This is a genomic window from Actinoalloteichus fjordicus (genome assembly GCF_001941625.1).
In the GTDB taxonomy this organism is placed as follows: Bacteria; Actinomycetota; Actinomycetes; order Mycobacteriales; family Pseudonocardiaceae; genus Actinoalloteichus_A; species Actinoalloteichus_A fjordicus.
In genome coordinates, this window is sequence record NZ_CP016076.1 from 6,036,422 (window position 1) to 6,061,554 (window position 25,133).

The 25,133-nt window shown below is 70.7% G+C and carries 22 protein-coding genes; 3 read left to right on the top strand and 19 right to left on the bottom strand.

The window, feature by feature from the left end; genetic code table 11:
* Window positions 1-70 precede the first annotated feature (70 nt).
* Together UA74_RS25710 and UA74_RS25715 are read right to left on the bottom strand one after the other, a co-directional pair.
* Window positions 71-859, bottom strand: coding sequence for a GIDE domain-containing protein (locus tag UA74_RS25710; protein ID WP_075742531.1), 789 nt, complete (start codon window positions 857-859; stop codon window positions 71-73).
* Between the two features lie 510 nt (window positions 860-1,369).
* Window positions 1,370-1,690 carry an acylphosphatase gene (locus UA74_RS25715; RefSeq protein WP_232237456.1) on the bottom strand — a complete coding sequence of 107 codons (321 nt, stop codon included), beginning with the start codon at window positions 1,688-1,690 and terminating at the stop codon, window positions 1,370-1,372.
* A 487-nt stretch (window positions 1,691-2,177) separates the two neighbouring features.
* Between UA74_RS25715 and UA74_RS32450 the strand changes: the two genes are divergently transcribed.
* Window positions 2,178-2,837: a CAP domain-containing protein gene (locus UA74_RS32450; protein ID WP_232237458.1), complete on the top strand. Its 660-nt coding sequence runs from the start codon at window positions 2,178-2,180 to the stop codon at window positions 2,835-2,837.
* Between the two features lie 5 nt (window positions 2,838-2,842).
* Window positions 2,843-3,517: a hypothetical protein gene (locus UA74_RS25725; protein ID WP_075765634.1), complete on the top strand. Its 675-nt coding sequence runs from the start codon at window positions 2,843-2,845 to the stop codon at window positions 3,515-3,517.
* Window positions 3,518-3,891: 374 nt separating this feature from the next.
* On the opposite strand, the gene UA74_RS25730 is transcribed toward UA74_RS25725, so the two are convergent.
* The 15 genes from UA74_RS25730 to UA74_RS25805 all read right to left on the bottom strand — a co-directional run bounded on the left by UA74_RS25730 (window position 3,892) and on the right by UA74_RS25805 (window position 19,585).
* Window positions 3,892-4,569 (bottom strand): response regulator, encoded by a 678-nt coding sequence (locus UA74_RS25730; RefSeq protein WP_075742533.1) that lies wholly within the window; start codon window positions 4,567-4,569, stop codon window positions 3,892-3,894.
* Window positions 4,566-7,214, bottom strand: a complete 2,649-nt coding sequence (locus tag UA74_RS25735; protein ID WP_075744236.1) for a DUF4118 domain-containing protein — start codon at window positions 7,212-7,214, stop codon at window positions 4,566-4,568. The genes UA74_RS25730 and UA74_RS25735 overlap by 4 nt, the downstream gene beginning before the upstream one ends.
* Window positions 7,215-7,418: 204 nt before the next feature.
* A complete protein-coding gene (locus UA74_RS25740; RefSeq protein ID WP_075744237.1) occupies window positions 7,419-8,075 on the bottom strand; it encodes a potassium-transporting ATPase subunit C in 657 nt (218 codons plus the stop codon).
* A 5-nt stretch (window positions 8,076-8,080) separates the two neighbouring features.
* Window positions 8,081-10,219, bottom strand: coding sequence for a potassium-transporting ATPase subunit KdpB (kdpB, locus tag UA74_RS25745; RefSeq protein ID WP_075765636.1), 2,139 nt, complete (start codon window positions 10,217-10,219; stop codon window positions 8,081-8,083).
* Window positions 10,216-11,877 (bottom strand): potassium-transporting ATPase subunit KdpA, encoded by a 1,662-nt coding sequence (kdpA, locus tag UA74_RS25750; protein ID WP_075765638.1) that lies wholly within the window; start codon window positions 11,875-11,877, stop codon window positions 10,216-10,218. Before kdpA ends, kdpB begins: the two co-directional genes overlap by 4 nt.
* A complete protein-coding gene (gene kdpF / locus UA74_RS25755) occupies window positions 11,877-11,984 on the bottom strand; it encodes a K(+)-transporting ATPase subunit F (protein WP_075742536.1) in 108 nt (35 codons plus the stop codon). Before kdpF ends, kdpA begins: the two co-directional genes overlap by 1 nt.
* Before the next feature lie 735 nt (window positions 11,985-12,719).
* Entirely contained in the window at window positions 12,720-13,733 is a 1,014-nt protein-coding gene (gene mutM, locus UA74_RS32455) for a bifunctional DNA-formamidopyrimidine glycosylase/DNA-(apurinic or apyrimidinic site) lyase (RefSeq protein WP_075742537.1), read from the bottom strand.
* Window positions 13,734-13,787: 54 nt separating this feature from the next.
* A complete protein-coding gene (rnc, locus tag UA74_RS25765) occupies window positions 13,788-14,678 on the bottom strand; it encodes a ribonuclease III (protein WP_083683640.1) in 891 nt (296 codons plus the stop codon).
* Window positions 14,679-14,697: 19 nt separating this feature from the next.
* Window positions 14,698-14,880 (bottom strand): 50S ribosomal protein L32, encoded by a 183-nt coding sequence (gene rpmF / locus UA74_RS25770; protein ID WP_075742538.1) that lies wholly within the window; start codon window positions 14,878-14,880, stop codon window positions 14,698-14,700.
* A 2-nt stretch (window positions 14,881-14,882) separates the two neighbouring features.
* Window positions 14,883-15,488, bottom strand: a complete 606-nt coding sequence (locus tag UA74_RS25775) for a YceD family protein (RefSeq protein ID WP_157434669.1) — start codon at window positions 15,486-15,488, stop codon at window positions 14,883-14,885.
* A gap of 244 nt (window positions 15,489-15,732) precedes the next feature.
* A complete protein-coding gene (locus UA74_RS25780; protein WP_075744238.1) occupies window positions 15,733-16,464 on the bottom strand; it encodes an SPFH domain-containing protein in 732 nt (243 codons plus the stop codon).
* A 118-nt stretch (window positions 16,465-16,582) separates the two neighbouring features.
* On the bottom strand, window positions 16,583-17,014 hold the full coding sequence (locus UA74_RS25785) for a ribonuclease domain-containing protein (protein WP_075742540.1): 432 nt from the start codon (window positions 17,012-17,014) through the stop codon (window positions 16,583-16,585).
* A gap of 104 nt (window positions 17,015-17,118) precedes the next feature.
* Window positions 17,119-17,601 (bottom strand): pantetheine-phosphate adenylyltransferase, encoded by a 483-nt coding sequence (gene coaD, locus UA74_RS25790; protein ID WP_075742541.1) that lies wholly within the window; start codon window positions 17,599-17,601, stop codon window positions 17,119-17,121.
* A gap of 244 nt (window positions 17,602-17,845) precedes the next feature.
* Window positions 17,846-18,436: a 16S rRNA (guanine(966)-N(2))-methyltransferase RsmD gene (gene rsmD / locus UA74_RS25795; RefSeq protein ID WP_075744239.1), complete on the bottom strand. Its 591-nt coding sequence runs from the start codon at window positions 18,434-18,436 to the stop codon at window positions 17,846-17,848.
* A 417-nt stretch (window positions 18,437-18,853) separates the two neighbouring features.
* Window positions 18,854-19,585 (bottom strand): SDR family NAD(P)-dependent oxidoreductase, encoded by a 732-nt coding sequence (locus UA74_RS25805; RefSeq protein ID WP_075765640.1) that lies wholly within the window; start codon window positions 19,583-19,585, stop codon window positions 18,854-18,856.
* Window positions 19,586-19,635: 50 nt separating this feature from the next.
* Between UA74_RS25805 and UA74_RS25810 the strand changes: the two genes are divergently transcribed.
* The gene (locus UA74_RS25810; protein WP_075742544.1) at window positions 19,636-20,172 is read left to right on the top strand and encodes a MarR family winged helix-turn-helix transcriptional regulator; all 537 of its coding nucleotides are present in this window, start codon (window positions 19,636-19,638) and stop codon (window positions 20,170-20,172) included.
* Between the two features lie 192 nt (window positions 20,173-20,364).
* Here UA74_RS25810 and UA74_RS25815 read toward each other — a convergent pair whose 3' ends face one another.
* Both UA74_RS25815 and UA74_RS25820 read right to left on the bottom strand, forming a co-directional pair.
* Window positions 20,365-23,742 (bottom strand): pyruvate carboxylase, encoded by a 3,378-nt coding sequence (locus tag UA74_RS25815; protein ID WP_075742545.1) that lies wholly within the window; start codon window positions 23,740-23,742, stop codon window positions 20,365-20,367.
* Between the two features lie 524 nt (window positions 23,743-24,266).
* Window positions 24,267-24,953, bottom strand: coding sequence for a TetR/AcrR family transcriptional regulator (locus UA74_RS25820; protein ID WP_075742546.1), 687 nt, complete (start codon window positions 24,951-24,953; stop codon window positions 24,267-24,269).
* Window positions 24,954-25,133 lie beyond the last annotated feature (180 nt).

The window sequence follows — 25,133 nt, forward strand, 5'->3', positions numbered from 1 at the left end:
ACTCTTTCGCGCAGTCCGGCGCGGCCGGGGATGTGACGGTGTGTCAGGCGAGGAGGGGCGGGGCCGAGACTCAGCCGACCGCGCCCGCGATGATCAGGATGATGCCCAGCGGCACGGCGACGAAGATGCCGATGCGCATGAGCTTGTGCGTCGTGGTCCGGGCCGCCCGCAGCTCGTCCTCACTGCGGGTGGAGATGATGAAGTGCCCCTTCTCCGGCTTCGCGATCGACAGCTCGCCCCGGCGGTCGTTGACCTCGCCGAGCACGTACAGCCGCTGACCGGGACGAACCACCCATTCGGTGTACCGATGACCGATCGTGCCGCCGCTGCCCGCGCGACTGCCCACCAGCCGGACGAGCGCCGATCCGAGTCCCTCGCCGCCGCCACCGCCGCCTCGGGCGGTCTCATAGCTGTTGAGAGTCTGCTCCGGCTTGTCCGGCTTGAGACCGCCCGGCTCGACGAGGATCAGCTCGCCTGCGTCATCGCGGATCGCATAGCCCTGCGGCGAGGAGTGCTCGGCGAGCTGCTCGGTCCGCTTGGAGACCTGGCGGCGGTTGTCCTGGATGGTGACGTGCTCGTACTCCCGCTCGATGCGGTAGCGGAACCACACGCACTCGGTGCTCGTCAGCTCGGAGCTCAGCGGGCCGGTCGGCAGCGGCTCAGCGACCCCCACCACCTCGCACTCCTTGCGAAACGTGCCCTGACCGCCGACGTCGTCGGAGGCCTTGCGGAGCATCTTCAGCTCGGACACCGGGAGCGTGTCGGCGGCGATCATCGCGTGCAGCTCGCTACGGGCATGCGACATCCCGAAGAAGGCGATCACCGCGACGAGCAGCAGACCGATTCCGATGAAGATCATTCTCGACCCTTCGTTTCCTGCCGGACATCGCCCGCCCGCTGGTCGGCGGGCCGAGCGGCTTCACCATATGGGTTAGTCCCCGCCGGAGTCGTCGGCTTCGCAGAAGGCGACGACGCTTCGATACCGGACGGTGATGGGTGCGGCGGCCTGTCACCTGTCACCTGTCAACCGTCGCACCCGTCCACTCCGCCAGGCTCGCGTGCCCGGGGCTCGCGAGCGTGGAACTCACCGGCAGCGGCACCGCACGGCGAGCATGAATCACGTCACGCGGCTAATCCGGTCCCGAGCGATCGGCCCCGACCCCGAACGGCAGTACATCGCGGGAGAGGCACGGCAGGCGCGCGGCGGGACAGGCGGCAGTACACCGATGGGCAGGATCGGACCGTGCAGGGCGGCCGGGGCGACGCCGGAGCCGGATCGCCTGCCGCCCGCAGACGACATGGAGAGACCGCTCGGGGCCCGCCACGTCTCCGCCTGGGCGGTGGGCCTCGGTGGAGGTCGTTGCCGTCCTCAGCGCTCCTCGAAGCCGGGCCCGATGTCCTCGACCGGCGTCCAGAGCGGAACGACGGTGTCGACGACGCCCGGCGGCTGCTCGGAACGCAGCAGCGCCAGCAGGCGGCGGCCCGAGGCACGCGGCCCCTGAGCGACGACGGCGACCCGGCCGTCCGGCAAATTCTCCGCATACCCGGACAAGCCCAGTTCCAAGGCACGGCACCGCGTCCACCAGCGGAAGCCCACGCCCTGCACCCGGCCTGCCACCCAGGCCGTCAGCCGGACCTCGTCCGTCTCGCCGTCGGCGCCGACCGAATCCACTCCGGAGTCCGTGTTCACCGGCTCATCGTGCCGCATCGGCATCCGCGTCGCGGCGACCACCGGCCTGCGTCGCCGGGACGGCTGATCCGACTGCACGCGACCGGCTGCCCGGGTCAGGGTCGCCCGCTGTCAGGGTCGCCCGCAGTCAAGGTCGCGCACTGTCAAGGTCGCCCGTTTCGGTCGCCCGCTCGGCAGCGACCAGCACCGTCCGGCTCACCCCGACCGCGTGGCGGGTTCGCCGCAACGGCAGGCCGCACCGACGCCGATGTGTGGTTCGCATGTAGTCGATCATGGTTCACGTCGCTCCGGCGATCACCACACCTCAGGCAGGCCTGGACGGCATCCGCAGCTCCGCGACCGCGACAGGCGAGGACGAAGCACTGTTCGCCGACCTGCCGTCCTGGTACCGTCTCCGCCCGTGGTCCACCCCCGGAGCAGACGCCTCGGCACGGCCGTCGGCCTACTGTCGATGGTGGCCGGAGCAGTCGCGGCCGGGACGTTGTCCATGACCACGGCAGAACCCTCGATCGTCGCAGGCGCCGACTCGGCTGCCGGGGCGCCGCACTCCTCGGCTCCGCCGTACTTACCCAGCGGTGCCGCGGCTCCGTCGTGGGAGTCCGAGCCGCCCGCACCGAGCACGACCGAGTCTGCCCCTCCCACACCGAGCACCACCACGGAACCGCCGGTCCCCACGACGACGGATGAGGTCGAGCCGGAACCCACCACGCAGGAACCGCCCGCACCACCCCCTGCGCCGCCTCCCCCGCCGGAGCCGACACAGCCCGCCGCAGGCCAGTCTCCGGAGTCTGCTGAGGTCGTGACGCTGGCGAATCAGGCTCGCGCCGAGGCGGGATGCGGTGAGCTGCGGTTCGACGACCGGCTGTTCACCGCCGCGCAGAATCACAGCAGCGACATGGCAAGCCGGGACTACTTCTCTCACGAGTCGCCCGAGGGCACGAGTTTCGTGGATCGCGCGATCGCGGCCGGTCATCCCAGCCCCGCCGCGGAGAACATCGCGATGGGCGCCCGCACCGCCGACCAGGTGATGCGGATGTGGCTCGACTCCCCCGGCCACCGGGGGAACATCCTCAACTGCGATCTGACCACGATCGGAGTGGGGTTGGACACTGACGGCTGGTACTGGACACAAGTATTCGGACGGTGAAAGACGTGCGGGAAGACCGCCGGGACGACATCGAGCACAAGAAGGCACCACCGACCGTGCTGCTCGCCGCCGCGGGGGTGGTGACCGCCACCGCGTTCGCGACCATCGCGACGCTGGGCATGGGCAACCCCGCCCAGCAGGACAGCGGACCGATCCTTCGCCAGGACGTCTCTCACAACGACGCCACCCTCCCCGGCAGCTCCTCAGGCAGCCCGACCGAGTCGGGCGCCCCGAGCACCGACGTGGTCTCCGAGGAGATCGACGACGTCGACGCGGAACAGGCCGACGGCGACGCAGGCGACGCACAGACCGGTGAGCAGACCGAGGACGGGGTCACCAGGCCGCCGCGCCCGCCGAACGACGGGAACGGCGGCGACAGCGGCAACCCGGGCGGCACCACCGATCCGGGCGGCACCGAGGGCGGCAGCGGCGGCGATGACGGGGCGTCGAACCCCACCACGCCTCCCACGGTGCCCCCGCCGACCACGACGCCGCCCACGACGCCCCCCACCACCAACCCGCCGACGACCGACGATCCCCCGCCGACGACCGACGACCCGCCGCCCCCCAGCGACGATCCGCCGCCGATCTCCTCCGGCGTTCCCTCGACCGAGACTCCGGAGCCGAGTGCCGGGCCGACGTCGACCTCGGGCGACCCGCTGTACGGCCCCTCGGCCTGACGGCACCTGATCCGCCTGCGAGGCCGGTCATCCCCTGCCGGGGGTGACCGGCCTCGTCTTCGTTGTGCGCTGCGGCTCGTGGAAGCAGGCGGGCTCGACCGCCCGCACTGCGACAGGCGGTTCGACGGTGCCGCAGGCTGCCCGGCCGGAGCAGCCGTCACGCCCGGGACCCCCGCTCGATCAGCGAAGCAGGTCCGCCGCCGACCGAGTGACCGCGTCGTCGCTGCGGGCCGACTTCCCCGCCGCAGCGCGACCCGTTCCCAGCGCCCGGCCTGGCCGGCTCGGCACAGTCGCCGACTCCGCTTCCGGCTCCGCCCCCGACGCCGACGGCTCAAGCCGCGAACCGGGCCGACGACCGATGTCGCAACCTCTGATCACAGCTCGAACCGGTAGCCCATCCCGGCCTCGGTACGCAGGTGACGCGGACTGCCCGAGTCCGGTTCGAGTTTGCGTCGCAGCTGTGCCAGGTAGACGCGCAGATAGTGGTTCTCGGCGAGATAGCCGGGCCCCCATACCTCGTGGAGCAGCTGCTGTCGGCTCACCAGTCGTCCCCGATTCCGCACCAGCACCTCCAACACGCCCCATTCGGTCGGTGTGAGGTGGACGGGACTACCGTCCCGGTAGACCTGTCTGGCCGCCAGGTCGACAGTGAACGACGCGGTGCGGACCACCGGTTCGTCGGCCTCACCCGCTCCCGACCGGCGGACCGCCGCGCGCAGCCTGGCGAGCAGCTCGTCCATGCCGAAGGGCTTGGTGACGTAGTCATCGGCGCCCGCGTCCAGTGCCCGCACCTTGTCGCCGGACTCGGTCCGAGCCGACAGCACGATGATCGGCACCCGGCTCCAGCCGCGCAGGCCCTCGATGACGGTCGTGCCGTCGAGATCGGGCAGACCGAGGTCCAGCAGGACCACGTCCGGTCTGCCCGACGCAGCCGTCCGCAGGGCGCTCGACCCGTCGTGGGCGGTCAGCACCGCATAGCCGTGCGCAACGAGATTGATCCGCAGTGCCCGGACCAACGCCTTCTCATCATCGACCACCAGCACCGTCGTCATCGGTCCGCCTGCTCCGCCGCCGTGGGCAGAGAGATGACCACGGTGAAGCCGCCGCCGGGCGTGTCCTCGGCGCGGATCGTGCCGCCCATGGCCGACAGGAAGCCCCGGGCCACACTGAGCCCCAGGCCCAGCCCGGGCCGTGAGTCCCGATCTCCCAGTCGTTGGAACGGGGCGAAGACCTCTTCGGCCGAGCCGCCGGGAACGCCGGGGCCCGTGTCGACCACCCGCAGCTCAGCGCGATCGCCGTACACGCTGGCCCGCACCGCCACCTCGGGCGCGCGACCACCCCGGCCGTACCGGAGCGCGTTGTCGATGACATTGGCCACCGCCCGCTCCAGCAGGCCGATGTCTGCGGCGACGTCGGGCAGGCTCTCATCGATCTCGACACGCACTGTCTCGCGTTCCTCCATCCCCGCCAGCGCGGCGAAGACCACCTCGTCATAGCCGATGGCCTCGATGCGCGGCGAGACGGCCCCGGTGGCCAGTCGGGAGGAGTCCAGCAGATTGGCGACGAGCGCGGCGAGTCGATCGGTCGCACCGTCGATCACGGCGAGCAACTCCGCAGTGTCGACGTCGGAGAGGTTCAGCGAGGGGTCACGCAGGCTGGCCAGCGAGGTCTTCACTGTGGTCAGGGGCGTTCTCAGGTCATGGCCGAGGGCGGACAGCAGTGCGGTGCGCAGGCCGGTGGCGTCCGCACGGCGCTGCGCCGCAGACGTCTCGGCGGCCATCCGCTGCTGCCGCAGGGCCACCAGTGCCTGCCCTGCGGCAGCCTCCAACACGAGCTGATCCTCGGCGGGCAGCAGCCTGCCACGAAGGACGAGACGGATCTCCGGGGTCACCACGATCTCGCTCGTCACATCCTCGTCGCCGTCCCCATCGCTGCCTGCGCTCCCCAGGGCGCCGGAAGGGACGAAACCGACCTGACCGGACAGGCTCCCGTGTGCGGCCCCACGACCTCGGACGGCCTCCTCGACGCCGCTCGACCCGACCTCGACCCATTCGGCATCGCGATGTTCCAGCATCACCACCGAGGTCATGCCGAAGTTCTCCCTGATCTTCTCCAGCAGCCGGGACGCGGGCTCGGGGTGGGTGAGCACTGTGCGTGCGTAGGAGGCGAGCAGCACCGACTCGGCCCGAGAGCGGCCGGCCTGGGCCGCCAGCCGCGCGGCCCGGTCGACGACGAGTGCGACCATCACCGCGACGGCCACCATCACCACCAGCGTGATCACCTGTTGGCGGGGCGAGACCGCCAACGAGAACTGTGGCGCGGTCAGGAAGTAGGTGAACAGCAGCCCCGACACCACCGCCGCGCACAGCGCGGGGCCGAGTCCGCCCACCAAGGCGACGATCACGATCACCAACAGGAAGCCCACCACGTCGGTGGAGAGGTCGACGGTGGCGCCCAACAGCAAGCCGATGCAGGTGACCAGCCCCGGCAGCAGTACCGCGAGCGCCCAGCTCAGCACGCGGCGCCAGCCGGTGATCGGCGCGACCCGGCCCCGCCTGCCCTCGCCTGCGTGCGGGTGAGTGACGATGTGGACGTCGATCGAGCCGGATTCGCGCACCAGCGCGGCGCCGATGCCCTCGTCCCACAGCCGGGCAGCACGCGAGCGGCGGGAACTGCCGAGGACGAGTTGAGTCGCGTCCACGCCTCTGGCGAAGTCGAGGAGTGCGGAGGCCACGTCGTCACCCAGCACGACGTGGAAGGTGGCCCCGAGGTCGACGGCCAGCTGCCGGTATCGCGCCAGCGCGCCGGGCTTGGTGCCGCTGAGGCCGTCGCCGCGCAGTGCGTGCACGACGAGCAGCTCCGCTCCCGCCCGGTTGGCGACTCGCCGAGCACGCCGGATCAGAGTCTCACTCTCCTGACCGCCGGTGATCGACACCACGACCCGTTCCCTCGTCTCCCAGGTCTCGGTGATGTGCTGGTCCGCGCGGTAACGGCGCAGGGCGACGTCGACCTGGTCGGCGACCCACAACAGCGCCAGCTCACGCAGGGCACCCAGGTTGCCCGGCCGGAAGAAGTTCGCTAGCGCCGCGTCGACACGGTCCGCCGCGTAGACGTTGCCGTGTGCCATCCGGCGGCGAAGTGCCTCGGGAGTGATGTCGATCAGTTCGACCTGTTCGGCGGCCCGAACCACCTCATCGGGCACGGTCTCCCGCTGGCGGGTCTTGGTAATCGTCTCGACGACGTCGTTGAGGCTCTCCAGATGCTGGATGTTGACGGTGGTGAGGACGTCGATGCCTGCCGCGAGCAGCTCCTCGACGTCCTCCCAGCGCCGCACGTTGCGAGAGCCGGGCACGTTGGTGTGCGCCAGCTCGTCCACCAACGCGATCTCTGGCGCCCTGGCCAGCACGGCATCCACGTCGAGTTCGGTCAGCTCGCTTCCCTGGTAGGTGATCCTGCGCCGGGGCACCTGCTCGATGCCCTGGGTGAGAGCCTCGGTGAGGGCTCGACCGTGGCTCTCCACGAAACCGATCACCACGTCTGCGCCCCGCTCCCGCCTGCGGGCCGCCTCGCCGAGCATGGCGTAGGTCTTGCCGACGCCTGCCGCCGCACCGAGGTAGACCCGAAGTTCCCCTCGGCGCGGCAGTGCGGAGAGTCGCCCCGTCGGCTGGGCATCGCGTCCCGACTCCGGCGTGCCCACCGCGAGGAGGCTCTCGTCGGGGGCTGCCGGGTCGCCGGTCCCGGCGTCTCCTTGCGACCGAGCCTCTCGCCCGCGATCGTCATCTGGCGGATTCGACGCGATGTCCACGAGTCGAGTCTGCCCCGGCTCCACTACTGTCACCGAGCACGCCTTTCGACCAGGGCACGGAGGCGGGACGGAGCGCACGATTCACGGGTTGCCGAGTCACCCGGGATCATCAGCCGACTCTCCACTGATCGCCTCCGCGACCGCGACGTTCAGCGTGAGCACGTTCACCGTCTGACCACCGAGGAAGCCCAGTTCTCGCCCCTGGGTGTGCTCGTCGACGAGATCGCGCACCCGTTGCTCGGACAGGCCGGTCACCCTCGCGACGCGGGCGACCTGGAGTTCGGCGTAGGCAGGCGAGATGTCCGGGTCCAGCCCGGAGGCGGAGGCGGTGACCGCGTCAGGGGGCACGGACTCGATCGGCACGCCTTCCCTGGTGGCGATCACCTCCGCTCGCGCATGCACCAACCGGGTCAACGCGGGGTTGTCCCCGGCCAGGTTGGAGCCGCCGGACGCAGCCGGGTCACCGGGCCCGAGCCCGTCGGATGCCGAGGCAGCCGCCGAAGGCCGGTGATGGAAGTAGCGGTCGGCGGTCGGATCGTCCTCGGCAGCGGGATCGACGAGATCGAGCCCGAGATTCTCCAGACCCACCGCACGGCCGTCGTGGTAGACGACCGAGCCCTCGGCGGGTGAGGACAGGCCTGGCAGCCGGGACACCGAATAGACGGTGATCGGGTACATGATCCCGGTCAGCACTGTCATGACCAGCAGCAGACGGAGGCCCGCCATGGTCTGTCGCAGCAAGGTGGTGGACATCGTGATCACCCGATTCCGGGGAGGTGACGAACGAACAGGTCGATGAACCAGATGGCGATGAACGGCGTTATCAGGCCGCCGAGCCCGTAGACGAGCAGATTGCGCCGCAACAGCGTCGACGCGCCCGCAGCCCGGTAACGGACTCCCCGGAGCGCGAGCGGGATCAGGACGACGATGATCAGCGCATTGAAGATCACCGCAGACAGGATCGCCGAGGACGGCGTGGCCAGACCCATCAGGTTCAGCGCCTCGAGCTGCGGGAAGATCGAGGCGAACATGGCAGGCAGGATCGCGAAGTACTTCGCGAGGTCGTTCGCGATGCTGAAGGTCGTCAACGCGCCCCGGGTGATGAGCAGTTGCTTGCCCACCTCGACGATCTCGATGAGCTTGGTCGGGTTCGAGTCGAGGTCGACCATGTTGCCCGCCTCTTTCGCAGCCGAGGTGCCGCTGTTCATCGCGACCCCGACGTCGGCCTGGGCGAGCGCCGGGGCGTCGTTGGTCCCGTCCCCGGTCATCGCGACGAGCCTGCCGCCCGCCTGTTCCTTCTTGATCAGCGCGATCTTGTCCTCAGGACGAGCCTGCGCGAGGTGGTCGTCCACCCCGGCGTCCTCGGCGATGGCCCGTGCGGTCAACGGGTTGTCACCGGTCACCATGACAGTGCGGATGCCCATCGACCTGAGCCTGGCGAACCGCTCTCGCATTCCGGGTTTCACCACGTCCGCGAGCCTGATGACTCCGAGGACCCTGGCACCAGCTGCATCGGTCTCTCCACAGACGAGCGGGGTGCCGCCGCGCAGGCTGATCTCGTCGACGATGCTCGTCAGGTCGGCGGGTACGGTGCCGCCGCGCTCGCGCACCCAGGAGGCGACCTCGGCGGCGGCGCCCTTGCGAACCGAGCGCAGGCCGCCGCCGTCGGGCAGGTCGACGCCGCTCATCCTGGTCTGCGCGGTGAAGGGGATGAACTCGGCGTTCCGTTCGCCCGAGTCGAGCTCCATCGGCAGGCCGTGCTCCATGGCGCACAGGTCGATGACGCTGCGTCCTTCCGGCGTCTCGTCGGCCAGGCTTGCGAGCCTTGCTGCCGCTGCCAGCCGGGTCAGGTCGCCGTCCTCCACCGGCACCAGTTCGACCGCCTGCCGGTTGCCGAAGGTGATGGTGCCTGTCTTGTCGAGCAGCAACGTGCCGACGTCGCCTGCGGCCTCCACCGCACGACCCGAGGTGGCGAGCACGTTGCGCTGCACCAGCCGGTCCATTCCTGCGATGCCGATCGCCGAGAGCAACGCACCGATCGTGGTGGGGATGAGGCACACCAGCAGGGCGGTCAGGACGATCAGCGACTGTCTGCCGCCCGAGTACCCCGCGATGGGTTGTAGGGCGACGACGGCCAGCAGAAAGATGATCGTCAGCGTCGACAGCAGGATGGTCAGTGCGATCTCGTTCGGTGTCTTCTGCCGTCGAGCACCCTCGACGAGACCGATCATCCGGTCTACGAAGGACTCGCCAGGGCGAGTGGTGATCCGCACGATGACGCGATCGGAGAGGACGGTGGTGCCGCCGGTGACCGACGAGCGGTCACCGCCCGCCTCGCGGATGACCGGCGCGGACTCGCCCGTGACAGCGGACTCGTCCACGGTGGCCAGGCCTTCGACGACGTCACCGTCTCCTGGAACGACATCCCCTGCGGTGAGCACGACGTGGTCGCCCACTCGCAACGCGGAGGCAGAGACCTCCTCTACCGCCAGGTCCGATGCGGCGAGCAGCGTGCCGACGCGCTCCGCGACGTCCGGCCCGCCCAGTCTGCTGGCGACGCTGGAGACACGCGAGCGGCGCAGGGTCTCGGCCTGAGCTCGTCCCCGTCCCTCGGCGACGGCCTCGGCGAGATTGGCGAAGAGGACGGTGAACCAGAGCCAGCCCGCCACCGCGAAGGCGAACGGGTCCGGGTCGAGGACGGCCAGCACGGTGACCAGCACCGAGCCCACGGCGACGACGAACATCACCGGATTGCGCGCCTGGTGCCGTGGTGAGAGCTTGCGCAGTGCCGCAGGCAGGGAGATCAGCAACAGCCTCGGGGAGAAGGCACCCGCACGAGGACGGTCGGTCGAGTCGGCCGCCGGGGTCTGCCGGGGCATCTCGTCGGTGGTGGTCATGCCAGTGCCTCCGCAATGGGGCCGAGGGCGAGTACGGGGAGGAAGGTCAATGCGGTGAGGAGTACCACCGTGCCGGTGAGCAGTCCGGCGAACAGCACGCCGCCGGTGGGCAGGGTGCCCTCGCCCGGCGGAACGGTGCGCTGCCTCGCGAGCGCGCCTGCCAGGGCAAGGACGGCGATGATCGGGAGGAGCCTGCCGAACAGCATCGCGACGCCCAGGGTCGACTGGAAGAAGTCGTCCGTGACGGTCAGACCCGCGAAGGCGCTGCCGTTGTTGTTCGCCGCCGACGCATAGGCGTAGAGCACCTCCGACAACCCGTGCGGGCCCTCGTTGTTGAGCGCCTCCAGCGTCTCGGATCGGGTCAACGCCCATCCGGTGCCAAGCAGCACGAGGGCAGGCATCGTCAACAGCGAGATCGCCGCGCAGGTCACCTCGGTACGGCCGAGTCGCTTGCCCAGGTACTCCGGGCTGCGACCCACCATCAGACCCGCGAGGAAGACCGCGATCACCGCGAGCACGAGCAGGCCGTACAGACCGGTTCCCACCCCGCCCGGGGCGACCTCGCCGAGAAGCATGTTCAGCAGTAGCGCGCCGCCGCCCAGGCCGGTGAAGCTGTCGTGCATCGCGTTGACCGCGCCGGTAGAGGTGCCGGTGGTGCTCACCGCGAAGAGCACCGATGAAGCGATGTCGAACCGAACTTCTTTGCCCTCCATGGCCGCGCCTGCCGCCAGTGTCGCGGGCCCGTTGGGATGAGTCTCAGCCCACCAGGTGACCGCCGACACCGTGGTCCAGAGCAGCGTGATGACGGCGATCAGCACGGTGCCCTGCCTGCGGTCGCCGACCATGATGCCGAAGGTCCTGGTCAGACAGACCGGGATCACCAGGAGAAGGAAGACCTGAACGATGCTGGTCCACGCGGCCGGGTTCTCGAAGGGGTGCGCCGAGTTGGCGTTGTAGATGCCGCCACCGTTGGTGCCGAGGAGCTTGATCGCCTCCTGGCTCGCGACCGGCGCCAGCGGGACGTCATGGGTGATGCCGTCGAGGCCGGTGACCCGCACGCTGTCCGCGAAACTCATGACGACGCCTGCCGAAACGAAGAGCACCGCCGCAACAAGGGCAACCGGCAGCAGCACTCGGACGACCCCCCTGGTGATGTCCACCCAGACGTTGCCGAGCCGGTCCGTCCCCGACCGGACGAAGCCCCGGATCAGGGCGACCGCGACGGCCAGACCGACCGCTGCGGACAGGAAGTTCTGCACCGTCAGCCCGGCGGCCTGCACGAAGCTGCCGAGCGTGCTCTCCGGAACATAGGACTGCCAGTTGGTATTGGTCACGAAACTGACGGCGGTGTTGAACGCAGTCCCCTCGTTGACCGGGCCTCGGTCGAAACTCAACGGCAGTAGCGCCTGGAGTCGCTGGAGCAGGTACAGCAACAGCACCGAGACCAGTGAGAAGCCGAGAACTCCGATCGCGTAGCCGCTCCACCGCTGGTCGGAATCGGGATCGACCCCGACCAACCGGTAGACGAGTCGTTCCAGACGGTTGTGCTTCCGACCGGTGTACACCGACGCCAGGTAGGCGCCTGCCGGGCGGTAGATCAGGGCGAGAGCGAAGACGAGCACCCCCGCCTGGATCAACCCCGCAGTGATCGGGCTCATCAGAACCTCTCCGGGCGAATCAGGGCATACACGAGGTATCCGATCAACAGCAGCGCGAGCACACCGGCGACCAGGTCGGCGCCGACGCTCGTCGCGGCGCCCGTCACAACCGCTCCAGGCCACGGACGACCAACATGAGCAGGCCGAACACACCGACTGTCAGCGCGAGATAGGCGAGATCAGCCATCCCAGACGTCTCCTCCATGGTTTGTCGCCCCGATCGGGTGACACACCTCCGGAGCATCCGTCCGCCGCATGCCCGGGCGCGAGAGCGTTGACGGCTTCTTGATGGTCGGCGGCCCGATGTTGACGACGTCCTGACCAGGCGAATCGTCTGTCCGTTCGCGGAGTACACCTCGGCACGCCGAGACCAGGTGTCACGGCGGTGCTGATCGCGGCCAGGTGAGACGCGGCTAGATTGCGGGCCGCCCCGCCCGGCGGTCGGAGCCGACGGCGGGCGACACATGATCGTGCTGCTGGTGATGAACGCGCCACCGACTCGGCAGCGAGGGCAGCGGCGTTCTCGTGTTCGCCGCACGATGTACCGCAGGCCCACGGTCTCACGTGCCGTGGAGAATGCGGGTTTTCCTGCCCTCCGTGGTCCCCTCCCCGCAACGCGGCCCGGGGCCTGCCGATCCCGCGCGTTCGACGGCGGACGGGCCTGGTTGCCAGACGGGCACACCGAGGCAGCAGACGACTCCGATGGTCACGTGGGTAGGCAGGCCCTATGGGCTACCGCAGGCCCCGCTGCTGCGGACCGCAGTCACGAGCATCGAGCACTGATGCCCGAGGCAGCACAGCGGGAACCGCCGATCGGACGAACGCTGCCGGGCTCTCCCGGCTCAGCGATGGGCGTCGGCGGGTTCAGGCTGACAGCCGGGGCAGGAGAAGGCGGACCGGTTCATGAACGGATCGCGGCGCACCGGGCTGGCGCAGCGCGGGCAGGGCAGGCCCTCCTGGCCGTACACCGCCAACGAGCGGTCGAAGTACCCGGACTGGCCGTTCACGTTGACGTAGAGGGCGTCGAAGGACGTGCCGCCCTGCCCCAGCGCCTCGCGCATGACGTCGGCGGCGGCATTGACCAGCTCGGCCGCCTTCGCCGCAGGCAGACTCGCCGTCGGCCGCGCCCAGTGCAGCCGGGTCCGCCAGAGCGCCTCGTCGGCGTAGATGTTGCCGACGCCCGAGACGAGCGTCTGATCGAGCAGCGCCCGCTTGACCCCGGTGCGCCGCCTGCGCATCGCCTCGACGACGGCTGCGGCGTCGAACCTCGGGTCCAGCGGGTCACGGCCGATGTGGGCGACGGGAACCGGCAGCGTCGTTCCGTCGACCTCCAGCAGGTCGGCCAACGTCAGCCCGCCGAAGGTGCGCTGATCCACGAAGCGCAACTCGCCGCCGTCGGCGAACCGGAATCGGACCCGGAGATGCCGCTCGTCCGGCGCGGCGGAGTCCTTGACCAGCAGTTGGCCGCTCATCCCCAGATGCACGAGCAGCGCGGCGCCCTCCACCGCCGACGGCGAGGGCGGCCGGACGACGTCGTGCCCGCGGCCCGATTCGGGGTCCGCCTGAGCACCGACGACTCCGTTCGAGCCGTCGGTCTCGTCCTCGGCGGCCAGGCTCGCCCCGACGAACTCCGAGGCCGCCGCCACGGCACCCGTCAGTTCGAGCCACAGATACTTGCCCCGGCGGTTCGCCGCCGTCAACCGCGCGCCGCGCAGCCGGGCGACGAAGTCGGCCGGGCCGGGCTCGTGTCGGCGCACCGCGCGGGGGTGCAGCACTTCGACGTCGGCGATCGTGCGGCCGACGGCATGATCGAGCAGACCGAGACGGACGACCTCGACCTCGGGCAGTTCTGGCACGACTGACTCTCGCCTTCGCCTGCGGGCAGGCGCCGATCATCGACCGCCCGCGAACTACGTCTTCTCTGGTGCGGTGTCCGGCTGGTCGACATCCGCCGTCGAGCCCTCGGCAGCCTTCGCGAGGCCTGCCTCGAAGTCGCTCGCGAGGCCCGTCTCGGCAGCACCCTCCTGCTGAGCTGCCCCCGACTCGGCGTCCTGGCTCTCGCCGATCTCCTCGGCGGCGGTGCGGAGCTGGTCGGACAGCAGGCGCCATGCCGTCTCGGCCGAGCGCTGCTCGGCCTCCTTCTTGGTGCGGCCGACGCCGGTGCCCATGCCCTGCCCGCCGATGATCACCGTCGCGGTGAACTCCTTGCGGTGGTCGGGGCCTTCTTCGGCCACCCGGTACTCGGGAACGCCGAGGCCTGCGGCGGCGGTCAGCTCCTGGAGGCTGGTCTTCCAGTCCAGGCCTGCGCCGCGCAGCGGAGCCTCCGCCAGCAAGACGTCGAACATGCGGTGCACCGTCTGGCGGGCCGTCTCCACGCCGTGCTGGAGATAGACGGCGCCGATGACGGCCTCCAGTCCGTCGGCGAGGATGCTCGCCTTGTCCCGCCCGCCGGTCAGCTCCTCGCCCTTGCCGAGCAGCAGGTGCGCGCCGAGGCCGCCTTCGCCGAGTTCACGAGCCACGCCCGCGAGGGCGTGCATGTTGACGACACTGGCGCGGAGCTTGGCGAGTTGTCCCTCGGGCAGGTCCGGATGCTGTCGATACAGGTGATCGGTGATCACCAGACCGAGAACGGCGTCGCCGAGGAACTCCAGGCGCTCGTTCGGCGGCAGGCCGCCGTTCTCATATGCATAGGACCGGTGCGTCAAGGCAAGGTCCAGCAGCTCGGCGCCGATGTCGACGCCGAGCGCGGTCAGCAGTGCGGAATGATCTCGGGATCGTCCCCTGGAACCGTGTGCGCCCACGAAGCCGTGCGCTTCGAGATCAGGCCGGCCGCGCGATCTGGCGGCCGTCGTAGGTGCCACAGCTCGGGCAGATCGTGTGGGGCAGCTTCTGCTCACGGCAGTTGCGATTCGGGCAGACCACCAGGGTGGGCGCCGTGGTCTTCCACTGGGAGCGACGGGAGCGCGTGTTGGAGCGCGACATCTTGCGCTTCGGGACGGCCACGGCTAGTTCTCCTCCGACTTGTCAAGAGTGGTGCTGGGGGTGCTGGTGTCACCGAACCGCTGCTGTAGAGCGGCCCAACGAGGATCCATCGTCTCATGGCGATGGTCGGGGCCGAGTTCGGCCCACTTCCCACCGCAGTCGACGCACAGTCCGGCGCAGGTGGGCGAGCACAGCGGCGAAGATGGTAGCGCGAGAAGGACGGCGTCGCGAACCACCGGCTCCAGGTCGATCAGCTCGTCGACCACGCGCGGAAGCTCGTCCTCCTCGGTGGTCTCGTCCGTGGCGCTCTCCGGATAGGCGAACAGCTCGGTCACCTCGACCTCGACCTCATCGAGGATCGAGTCGAGACAACGGGAGCACTCGCCCTCCAGCGGCGCGGTGGCGGTGCCCGCCACGAGTACGCCCTCGACCACGGAGTCGAGCCGGATGTCCAGGACGACCTCGCCCTGATCCGGGACCGCGACGAGGTCGAGGCCCAGGCGCGTGCTCGGCGGCAGGCTGCGGTGATAACGACGGCTGGAGCCTGCTCGTCGGCCGAGCTCGCGGGTGTCGATGACCCACGGCCCGGACGGAGCGGGACTCGCGCCGGAAGATGTTCTGGAGTGCATAGACATCAACGATCTCAATATGGGAGTGGAACAGGTCCAACCGAGACAGGTTACGCGAGGAGGGGCCGCCGGGTGAAATCCGGCTGAGATCGCCCGCCCCGAGACCAGCGGGATCGCGAGCCGGACGCCCCCTGCCTGCACGAATGCCGAGGACGTCGACAGAGGCGCTGGTCGAGCGGGACACCGGTCGCGGGGCGCGCCGGGTGGCAGGCACGCCTGCGGGGATCCCCGCCCGCGCGGAGTGTCAGCCGGGCATGCTGGAGCGCTGTTCCCACTCGCTGTAGTCGAAGGCCGTCCTGGAGGGCGCGCGCAGCTGCTGACGCCCCTTGCCGACCGTCCGCAGCGTGCGATCGAGCAGCTCCTCGAAGTCGGCCAGCTTGGCGTCGACGTAGGCGTCGCACTCCGAGCGCAGCCGCTCGGCCTCCACGCCCGCCGCCTCGACGATCCTGCTGGACTCGCCGTGGGCGGCCTGGACCACCTCGGCCTGCGAGACCAGCAGCGCCTGCTCCGCGCGACCCTCTTCCACGGACTGCTCGTAGGAGGCTCGGCCCGCCTGAACCATCCGTTCGGCCTCGGCCCTGGCGCGGGCGACGAACTCCTCGTACTCATGGTTTCCGGTGGCCACGGCGCGGTCGGCCTCGGAGTGCGCCTCGGCGAGCATCCGCTCCGCGTGCATCCTCGCCTCGGCGACCATCCGTTCCGCCTCGCCGCGAGCCTGGGCCATGAGCTGCTCGGCCTCGGACTGCGCCTGACCGATGGTCTGCTCGGCCTGTTCTGATGCCTTGCCGACGACCTCGTCCCGATGGTCGAGCACGTCCTGGGCGTCGTCCAGCTCACCGGGAAGCGCATCGCGGATGTCGTCGAGGAGTTCGAGCACGTCGCCGCGAGGGACGACGCACCCGGAGGTCATCGGGACTCCCCGTGCGTCCTCGACGATCGTCACCAACTCGTCGAGCGACTCGAACACCCGGTACACGATTTCGACTCCTCGCAGCAGCACGCCGTTCGGCTACGGCGTCAAGTCTGCCCTGCCCGCCGGACGCCGTCAGGGATGCGGTCGCCGTGCGCGTGTCCCACGCCCAGAGCCCGCACGATCAGGATTGCACGTCCACCAGCACGAAGCTCGCGTAGTGGTCGTTGGTGTAGAAGTACTCGTCATTCTCCCCGGTGACAAGACGTCGTGCGCCCCGGTGCGACAGTCCCGGCGTCTCCACCGTGTACTCGTGGTAATAGCCGCGCTCGCAGTCGGGCAGCACGCGCTCCCGGTTGCCGAAGACGACGCCGTCCTGGCGATGCGGGAAGGGGCCGCCCGCCTGGATCAGCTCTGCGGTCACGGTGGCCTCTGGCGGCAGCGAGGAGAGGTCGACCTGGGCAAAGCCCGAGGTGTCGCCGCAGTCGGGCTGCTGGGCGAAGGCGACCAGCGAGCCGACCGACGGAGCGGCGGCCAGGCCTGCCCCGCCGAAGGGCAGCAGCGCGAGAAGGGCGAAGAGCAGGGCTGCGACGGTACGTCGAGTGATGGTCATCATGATCGAGACGATAGCGGGGGCATCAACACAGAGTCACAATTCGACCACCAGGCGTGTCGGACTGTGACCTGCCTCGCCCACCGCCGCGAGGGCCGACCGCAGGCTCAGCCGAGTTCGGCCATCCGCTCGACGATGCGGCGCTCGACGGCGGCGGGCACCAGGGCGGACACGTCGCCGCCGTAGGTGGCGATCTCCTTGACCAGCGAGCTGGCCAGGAAGCTGTAGACCGGATTCGCGGCCATGAACAGGGTCTCCACCCCGGAGAGCCGCTGATTCATCTGGGCCATCTGCAACTCGTAGTCGAAGTCGCTGACGGCACGCAGGCCCTTGACGATGGCCTGGATCTCATGCGTGCGGCAGTAGTCGACGAGCAGTCCGTGCCAGGAGTCCACCCGCACGTTCGGCCACTCGTTCGCGACGTCCCGCAGCATGTCCAGCCGTTCCTCGACGGTGAACAGGCTCTTCTTGCTCTTATTGATCAAGACGGCGACGACGACCTCGTCGAACTGCCCGGCCGCGCGCTCGATGATGTCGAGGTGGCCGTTGGTGACCGGGTCGTACGAGCCTGGATAGACGGCGCGTCTCATGAGGCGGGACGCTAGCAGCCTGCTCTCGGCCCACCTGCGATTGCGAGTCGAGCCGTGATCGGAAACACCTCGAGTAGTTCTCGATCGAGGTCGATCAGCTCGGCCTGTCGCGGCGGGCGGGGCCCGCGCGTCCCGTCCACGGGCCCGGCGTGCGGAGCCCTCGGGCGGCCTGCTCGCGATTCGGTGATCGCCGTCGGCGGTCGTCTCTCGTCTCGCGCCGTCTCGCGCCGTCGAAGCGGCCGGGTCAGGACGCGGCGTCGCCGCGATCGTCGCCGTGCTCCTCGTCGTGGTCGCCCCAGAACAGGACGGTGTCGCCGTAGCGCTTCTCACGCAGCGCCTGCAACGGGCTCGGCCACCGGGGCGGACGGTCGCGGACGGCCCGCTCCACCACGACCAGGCTCCCCGGCCGCGTCCAGCCCTGGTGGACGAGCAGGCCCAGCACCGACTCGAGCCCGTCGGTCGGCACGTCGTACGGCGGATCGGCCAGGACGAGATCGAAGGGCTGCTCGGCTGGTGCGGAGAGCACCGACTCCACCGTGCCCGACCGGACCACGGCGCCGCCCGGCCGCAGCGTGTCGATGTTGCGACGCAGGACGAGCCCGGCGCGGCGGTCCGACTCGACGAACACCGCCTCCCCCGCGCCCCGTGACAAGGCCTCCAGTCCCAGCGCCCCGGACCCCGCGTACAGGTCCAGCACCCGGACATCGCGCAGATCCAGCAGCGACTCGACGGCGTTGAACAGGGCCTCGCGGACCCGTTCCGAGGTCGGCCGGGTGCCACGCGGCGGCACCGTGATCCGTCTGCCGCCCATGCTGCCCGCCACGATCCGAGTCACCGGGTCATCCTCGCCCATCCTCGGACGGCATCGGCGTGCAGGCCGCCGGAGCGGGGCGAGACCGCGCGGCGGTCCGGCCCGGCGCGCGGTTGGTCTCGGCGGGCCGTGCTGCGGACGGGCGGCGGCTGCGGATCGTCGGGCGGTGCGCCGCAGGGCTGCGGATCTGAGTCCCTGTTGCCCGCGATCCGAGATCCGTTCCGTGCCGAGGCCGCAGCGGCGATGTCGTGGCCGCACGTCCCGCCCGCCCCGACCACGTGCGGCGACACGGCGACACTGCAGCGAGGCGCGGGAGGCGCCTGCCCGGCACAGAGGACGCCTGCCCGCACGAGACCGTCGCGGTCATCGCGCGCCACCGGCCGAGCCTGCCCCAGGGACTCGACCCGGCAGAAGGCCGCTGCGCAGACGGGCCTCGAGTAGTCAGCCGCCCAGATAGGCGCCGCCGTTGACGTGCAGCACCTGGCCGGTCACGTGCCCGGACTGCGGCGAGGCCAGGAAGCCGATCACGGCGGCGACGTCGGTGGCGAGGCCGACCCGCTTGGTGGCGGTCTTCTCGATGAGCGTCGTGCGACGCGCGTCGGTCATCCGGCCCCGGAAGAACTCGGTGTCCTCGGTGTACCCCGGCGCGACGACGTTCGCGGTGATCCCTCGTCCGCCGAGCGAGAAGGCCAGCCCCGCGCTCCAGGCCTCCACGGCCGCCTTGGCCGCGCCGTAGCCCGCCGCGCCGTACCGCGCCGCGATGGAGCCAATGGTGATCACCCGGCCGTTCTCGGCGAGCCGAGGCCGCAACAGCTCGGTGAACAGCATCGCGCTGAGGAGGTTGGCGTCGAGGTTGGCCTGCCAGGAGTCGCGCAGGGCGACGAGGTCTCCCTCCGGGGGCGCAGGACGCCCGATGTCGGTGTTGCCGCCCGCGTTGTTCACCACCACGTCAACGGCGGCGGGCAGTCGCGGGGCGGCCTCGGTCAGGGCAGCGGGGTCCGAGACGTCCAAGGACAGGGCGGTGACTGCCGAGCCGAGTTCCGCGACGGTCTCCGCCAGCGGCTCGGGACGTCTGCCGATGACGACGACCTCGAAGCCCGCCGCCACCAGCTCACGGGCCGTCGCCCGCCCGATACCGGTTCCTCCACCCGTCACGACGGCAGTGCGTTGCATCAGGAGCGCTCCTTGTTTAGGCCTAAACATATCTGGGCTAGGCTAACACCATGACCGGCTCCGACTCGACGGATCGCATCGCGCTCGCCTGGGCCAGGGAACGACCGGACACGCCCGTGGCATCCATCGGCGTGATCACCCGGCTCTGGCGGGTGGGCAAGCTGCTCGGCGACGAACGAGTTCGCACCCTCACCGCCCTGGACATCGACCGCGCGACGCTCGATCTGCTCAGCACCCTGCGCCGCGAAGGCCCGCCCTACCGGCTCGCCCCCCGAGACCTCGCCCGGCGCAGCCTGATCAGCGCGGGCGCCATCACGCAGCGGGTGGCCAAGGCGGAGGCGGAGGGCCTGGTCCTGGTGCGGCGGACGGAGTCCGGCAGGCGCACGATCAGCGCCGAGCTGACCGCCGAGGGGCACGCCCTGGTCGAACGCAGTGTCGACGACCTGCTTCGGCACGAGGAGTCGCTCATCGACCACCTCGATCCCGCACAGCGCGAGCAGCTCACCGAACTGCTCCGCGAGCTGCTGGCCGGGCTGCACGACAAGCTGGGCATCGCCGACGAGGACGGCACCGAGCGGGACGACTGACCCGGCGGGCGGGCGAGGTCGGGTGCTCGCAGGCGGACCGCGCAGGAGCACGGCAACGCGGCAGGCGGCGTGATCGTCCGCCGCCCGGTCGCGTCCGCTTCGTGCGAAGCGCGGTGCACGACCCGGCTCCGCACGGTCCACGGCACCGGACCGAGGGGATTCGTCGGGGTCTCCTCGGCCCGGTGCGGGGGTTCAGTCCAGTTCGAGCAGCAGGTCGCCACCCTCCACCTGGGCGACGGAGCCGATCGCGAGCCGCCGGACGGTGCCGCCCTTGGGAGCGGTGATGCCCGCCTCCATCTTCATCGCCTCGATGGTGGCGACGGTCTGGCCCTGTTCCACCGTGTCGCCTTCGGCCACCGAGACGGTGACCACGCCCGCGAACGGCGCGGCGATGTGGCCGGGATTGCCGCGATCGGCCTTCTCGGCCACCGGCACGGCGGAGGCGATGGAGCGATCCCGGACCTGGATGGGCCGGAGCTGACCGTTCAGCGTGGCCATCACGGTGCGCATCCCGCGCTCGTCGGCCTCGCCGATCGCCTCCACCGTGATGTACAGCCGGACGCCGCGTTCGAGGTCGACCGAGTACTCCTCGCCGGGGCGCAGCCCGTAGAAGAAGTCCTTGCTGCGCAGCAGACTCGTGTCGCCGTACTCCTCGTGGTGTGCCGTGTACTCCTTGGCCGGGCCGGGGAAGAGCAGCCGGTTCAGCGTCGCGCGGCGGTCCTCGTCGAGGCCTCGGCGGTCCTCCTCGGTGAGCGGCACGATCTGCCGCGCGCCGGAACGGCCCGCCAGCGCCTTCGCACGGAACGGCTCGGGCCAGCCGCCGGGCGGGTCGCCCAGCTCGCCGTGCAGGAAGCCGATCACCGAGTCCGGGATGTCGAAGCGGCCCGGATCGGACTCGAAGTCGGCCGGGTCGGCGCCCGCGCCCACCAGATGCAGGGCCAGGTCGCCGACCACCTTGGACGACGGCGTGACCTTGACCAGCCTGCCGAGGATGTCGTCGGCGGCGGCGTAGGTCGACTCGATCTGCTCGAACCGATCGCCGAGGCCCAGCGCGATGGCCTGCTGGCGCAGGTTCGACAGCTGGCCGCCGGGGATCTCGTGGCGGTACACGCGACCGGTCGGCGAGGGCAGCGCCGACTCGAAGGGCCGGTAGATCCGGCGGACCGCCTCCCAGTAGGGCTCCAGGTCGCAGACCGAGGACAGGGTGAGCCCGGTGGCCCGCGGCGTGTGGTCGGTGGCGGCGATCACGGCGGACAGCGGCGGCTGCGAGGTGGTGCCCGCCATGGACGCCGCAGCGCCGTCGACGGCGTCGACCCCGGCCTGCACGGCGGCCAGGTAGGTGGCGAGCTGCCCGCCCGGCGTGTCGTGGGTGTGCAGGTGGACCGGCAGGTCGAACTCCCGGCGCAGCGCGCTGATCAGCGTCGCGGCGGCGGGCGGCCGGAGCAGGCCCGCCATGTCCTTGACGCCGATGACGTGCGCACCCGCCGCCACGATCTGCTCGGCCAGCCGCAGGTAGTAGTCGAGGGTGTAGAGCTGCTCGCCCGGGTCGGAGAGGTCGGCCGTGTAGCAGAGGGCGACCTCGGCGACGGCCTGTCCGGTCTCGCGGACGGCCTCGATCGCCGGGCGCATCTGCTCGACGTCGTTCAGCGCGTCGAAGATGCGGAAGACGTCGATGCCGGTCTTGGTGGCCTCGGCGACGAAGGCGCTGGTCACCTCCTCCGGATACGGCGTGTAGCCGACGGTGTTGCGCCCGCGCAGCAGCATCTGGAGACAGATGTTGGGCACCGCCTCGCGCAGTGCGGCGAGCCGCTCCCAGGGGTCCTCGGCCAGGAAGCGCAGGGCGACGTCGTAGGTCGCGCCGCCCCAGCACTCCAGCGACAGCAGCTCGGGCGTCAGCCGCGCCACGTGCGGCGCGACGGCCAGCAGGTCCTTGGTACGTACGCGGGTGGCCAGCAGCGACTGGTGGGCGTCGCGGAAGGTCGTGTCGGTGACGCCGACGGCCTCGGAGTTCCGGAGCCAGGACGCGAAGCCGACCGGGCCCAGTTCCAGCAGCCGCTGCCGCGATCCCGCGGGCGGCGCGGTCTCCAGGTCGATGTCGGGGAGCTTGTGCACCGGGTCCAGCGTGCTCGGCCGATCGCCGTGCGGCCGGTTCACCGTGACGTCGGCCAGGTAGGTCAGCAGCCGGGTGCCCCGGTCGGCGGACTGGCGGGCGGTGAGCAGCCTCGGCCGCTGCTCGATGAACGAGGTGGTGACACGGCCCGCCTGGAAGTCCGGGTCCTCCAGCACCGCCTGGAGGAAGGGGATGTTGGTGGCGACGCCTCGGATGCGGAACTCGGCCAGCGCCCGCCTGGCCCGCGCGGTGGCGGTGGCGAAGTCCCGGCCTCGGCAGGACAGCTTCACCAGCATCGAGTCGAAGTGCGCGCTGATCCCGGTGCCCGCGAAGGTGGTGCCGCCGTCGAGCCGGATGCCCGCGCCGCCGGGCGAGCGGTAGGCGCTGATGGTGCCCGTGTCCGGACGGAACCCGTTGCCGGGGTCCTCGGTGGTGATCCGACACTGCAGGGCGGCGCCGCGCAGGGTGATGCCCTCCTGCGCCAGGCCGAGGTCAGCCAGCGTCGCCCCGGCGGCGATGCGCAGCTGAGACTGCACGAGGTCGACGTCGGTGACCTCCTCGGTAACCGTGTGCTCGACCTGGATGCGCGGGTTCATCTCGATGAACACGTGGTTGCCGCGCTCGTCGACCAGGAACTCCACGGTGCCTGCGTTGACGTAGCCGATCTGTCGGGCGAACGCGACGGCGTCGGCGCAGATCCGCTCGCGCAGCGCGGGGTCGAGGTTGGGGGCCGGGGCGATCTCGATGACCTTCTGGTGCCGTCGCTGCACCGAGCAGTCGCGCTCGTAGAGGTGGATGGCCGCGCCGGTCCCGTCGGCGAGGATCTGCACCTCGATGTGCCGAGGATTGACGACGGCCTGTTCGAGGAACACGGTGGGATCGCCGAAGGCCGACTCGGCCTCGCGCATCGCCGCCTCGGCCGACTCGCGCAGCTCCTCGGGCCGCGCCACCCGGCGCATGCCCCGACCTCCGCCGCCTGCGACCGCCTTCACGAACACCGGGAACGTCATGTCCTGGGCGGCGGTGACCAGTTCGTCGATGTCGGCGGTCGGCGGGACGGAGGCGAGCACGGGCAGCCCGGCGGCGCGGGCGGCGTCCACCGCGCGGGCCTTGTTGCCCGCCAGTTCCAGGATCTCGTGCGAGGGTCCGACGAAGGTGATGCCCGCCTGGGCGCAGGCCTTGGCGAGTTCGGGATTCTCGGAGAGGAAGCCGTAACCGGGGTACACCGCGTCGGCGCCCGCGCGGCGGGCGGCGGCGACGATCTCGGTCACCGACAGGTAGGCGCGGACGGGGTGGCCGGGTTCGCCGATCTCGTAGGCCTCGTCGGCCTTGAGGCGGTGTACCGAGTTCCGGTCCTCGTGCGGGAAGACGGCGACCGTCCCCGCGCCCAGCTCGTAAGCGGCGCGAAACGCCCGAATCGCGATCTCGCCTCGATTGGCGACCAGGACCTTCCGGAACATACGGGCTCCCCTTCCGATCAGCGAGTTCTCGCTGCCGGCGACCGTACCGGCTTCCTCCCGCCCGCTGGGAGGACTCTCCCAACGGTCGAACTCGCCACTTTTCGCCCACCGGAAGAAAACGCGGTGTTCTTCGCGTCGTGATGTGATCGACATCTCGAATCGGCGGATACTGCGCGGCTTCGGCGGTCCATCGGCATGTCCGGCCCCCGCTCGTGCCAGGCTCCGCGCGGACCCGCTCCCTTCTGCCACCCGCCCTCTCGGCGGCGCGCGACACCCGACCCCGTGGCGCCGTCGCAGTCGGGACGCTCGTGAATCCGGGCGGTTCGTGACGTCGAGCCGCCCGCCAGCCGCCTCGGCGTCGACCCTCGCGGTCGCTCGCGGCCGGACACGGTCGGCGATGAGATCGAGCACGGATCAACGGGGCGGCCGCAGAGCACGGCCCGAGGACGAGAACCACCCGCGAGGGCCGCGCAGGACCGATCGCGGCCCAGCCGGGTGCGGCAGGCGGCAGGCCCGACCGGCAACTAGCCGACGACGTCGCGCAGCCGGAGCGGCGCGGGCGGCGGCAGCGGGTCGATCGGCGCGCTCCGGTCGGCTCGGAACGCGTCGAGCAGGAGCGCCACGAGGCGTCGGGACGCGGCGAGCCCGGCCTCGGCGGAGTCCGCGACGACGCCGCCGTTGGCCATGAGCAGCAACGCCAGATCGTGCTGCACGAAGTCGGGGCGCAGTCGGCCGCTCGCCTTGGCTCGCCGGGTCAGGTCGACGAACCCTCGAATCGCCTCCTCCCGGCCCCGATCGACGTCGACGGTGCCGGGGTACGCGGCGAAGAAGGCAGCGCTGAAACCGCGATCGCGGGCCTGCATGACGCAGATCTGCTCGATCATCGTGCAGAAGCCGCGCCACGGGTCGGGATCGTCCAACGCGTCGCCGACCATCGAGGCGCACACCGCGAACTTCTCGGCGAACACCGCGCCGACCAGCGACTCCTTGGTGGGAAAGCGACGGTAGAGCGTCGCAACGCCGACGCCTGCCCGCCGCGCGATCGCGGCCGTCGGCACGTCGAGTCCTCGGGCGGCGAACAGGTCGCGGGCCGCCTCGACGATGCGGTCGCGGTTGCGCCGGGCGTCGGTGCGCAGCTCGTCACGGGCGTCCGCATCGGGCGCACGGTCCACGCCGGTCGGGCTCGGCATCCGAGACGGCTCGGCGTTCATCCTTCTCACTTCACCTCGCAGGGCGGGATCGGACCGGTGGCGCTGCTAGCGTCGAAGCTAAGTGGAGATGCTAGTCCGCTTATCGCCGATCGCGGGCGGTGGCACGACGGTCCCGCACCGTCGTTCGACCCGCCGACGCAGTCGGCACGATCCCGAAACCACCGCCGCAGTTGCCTGCGT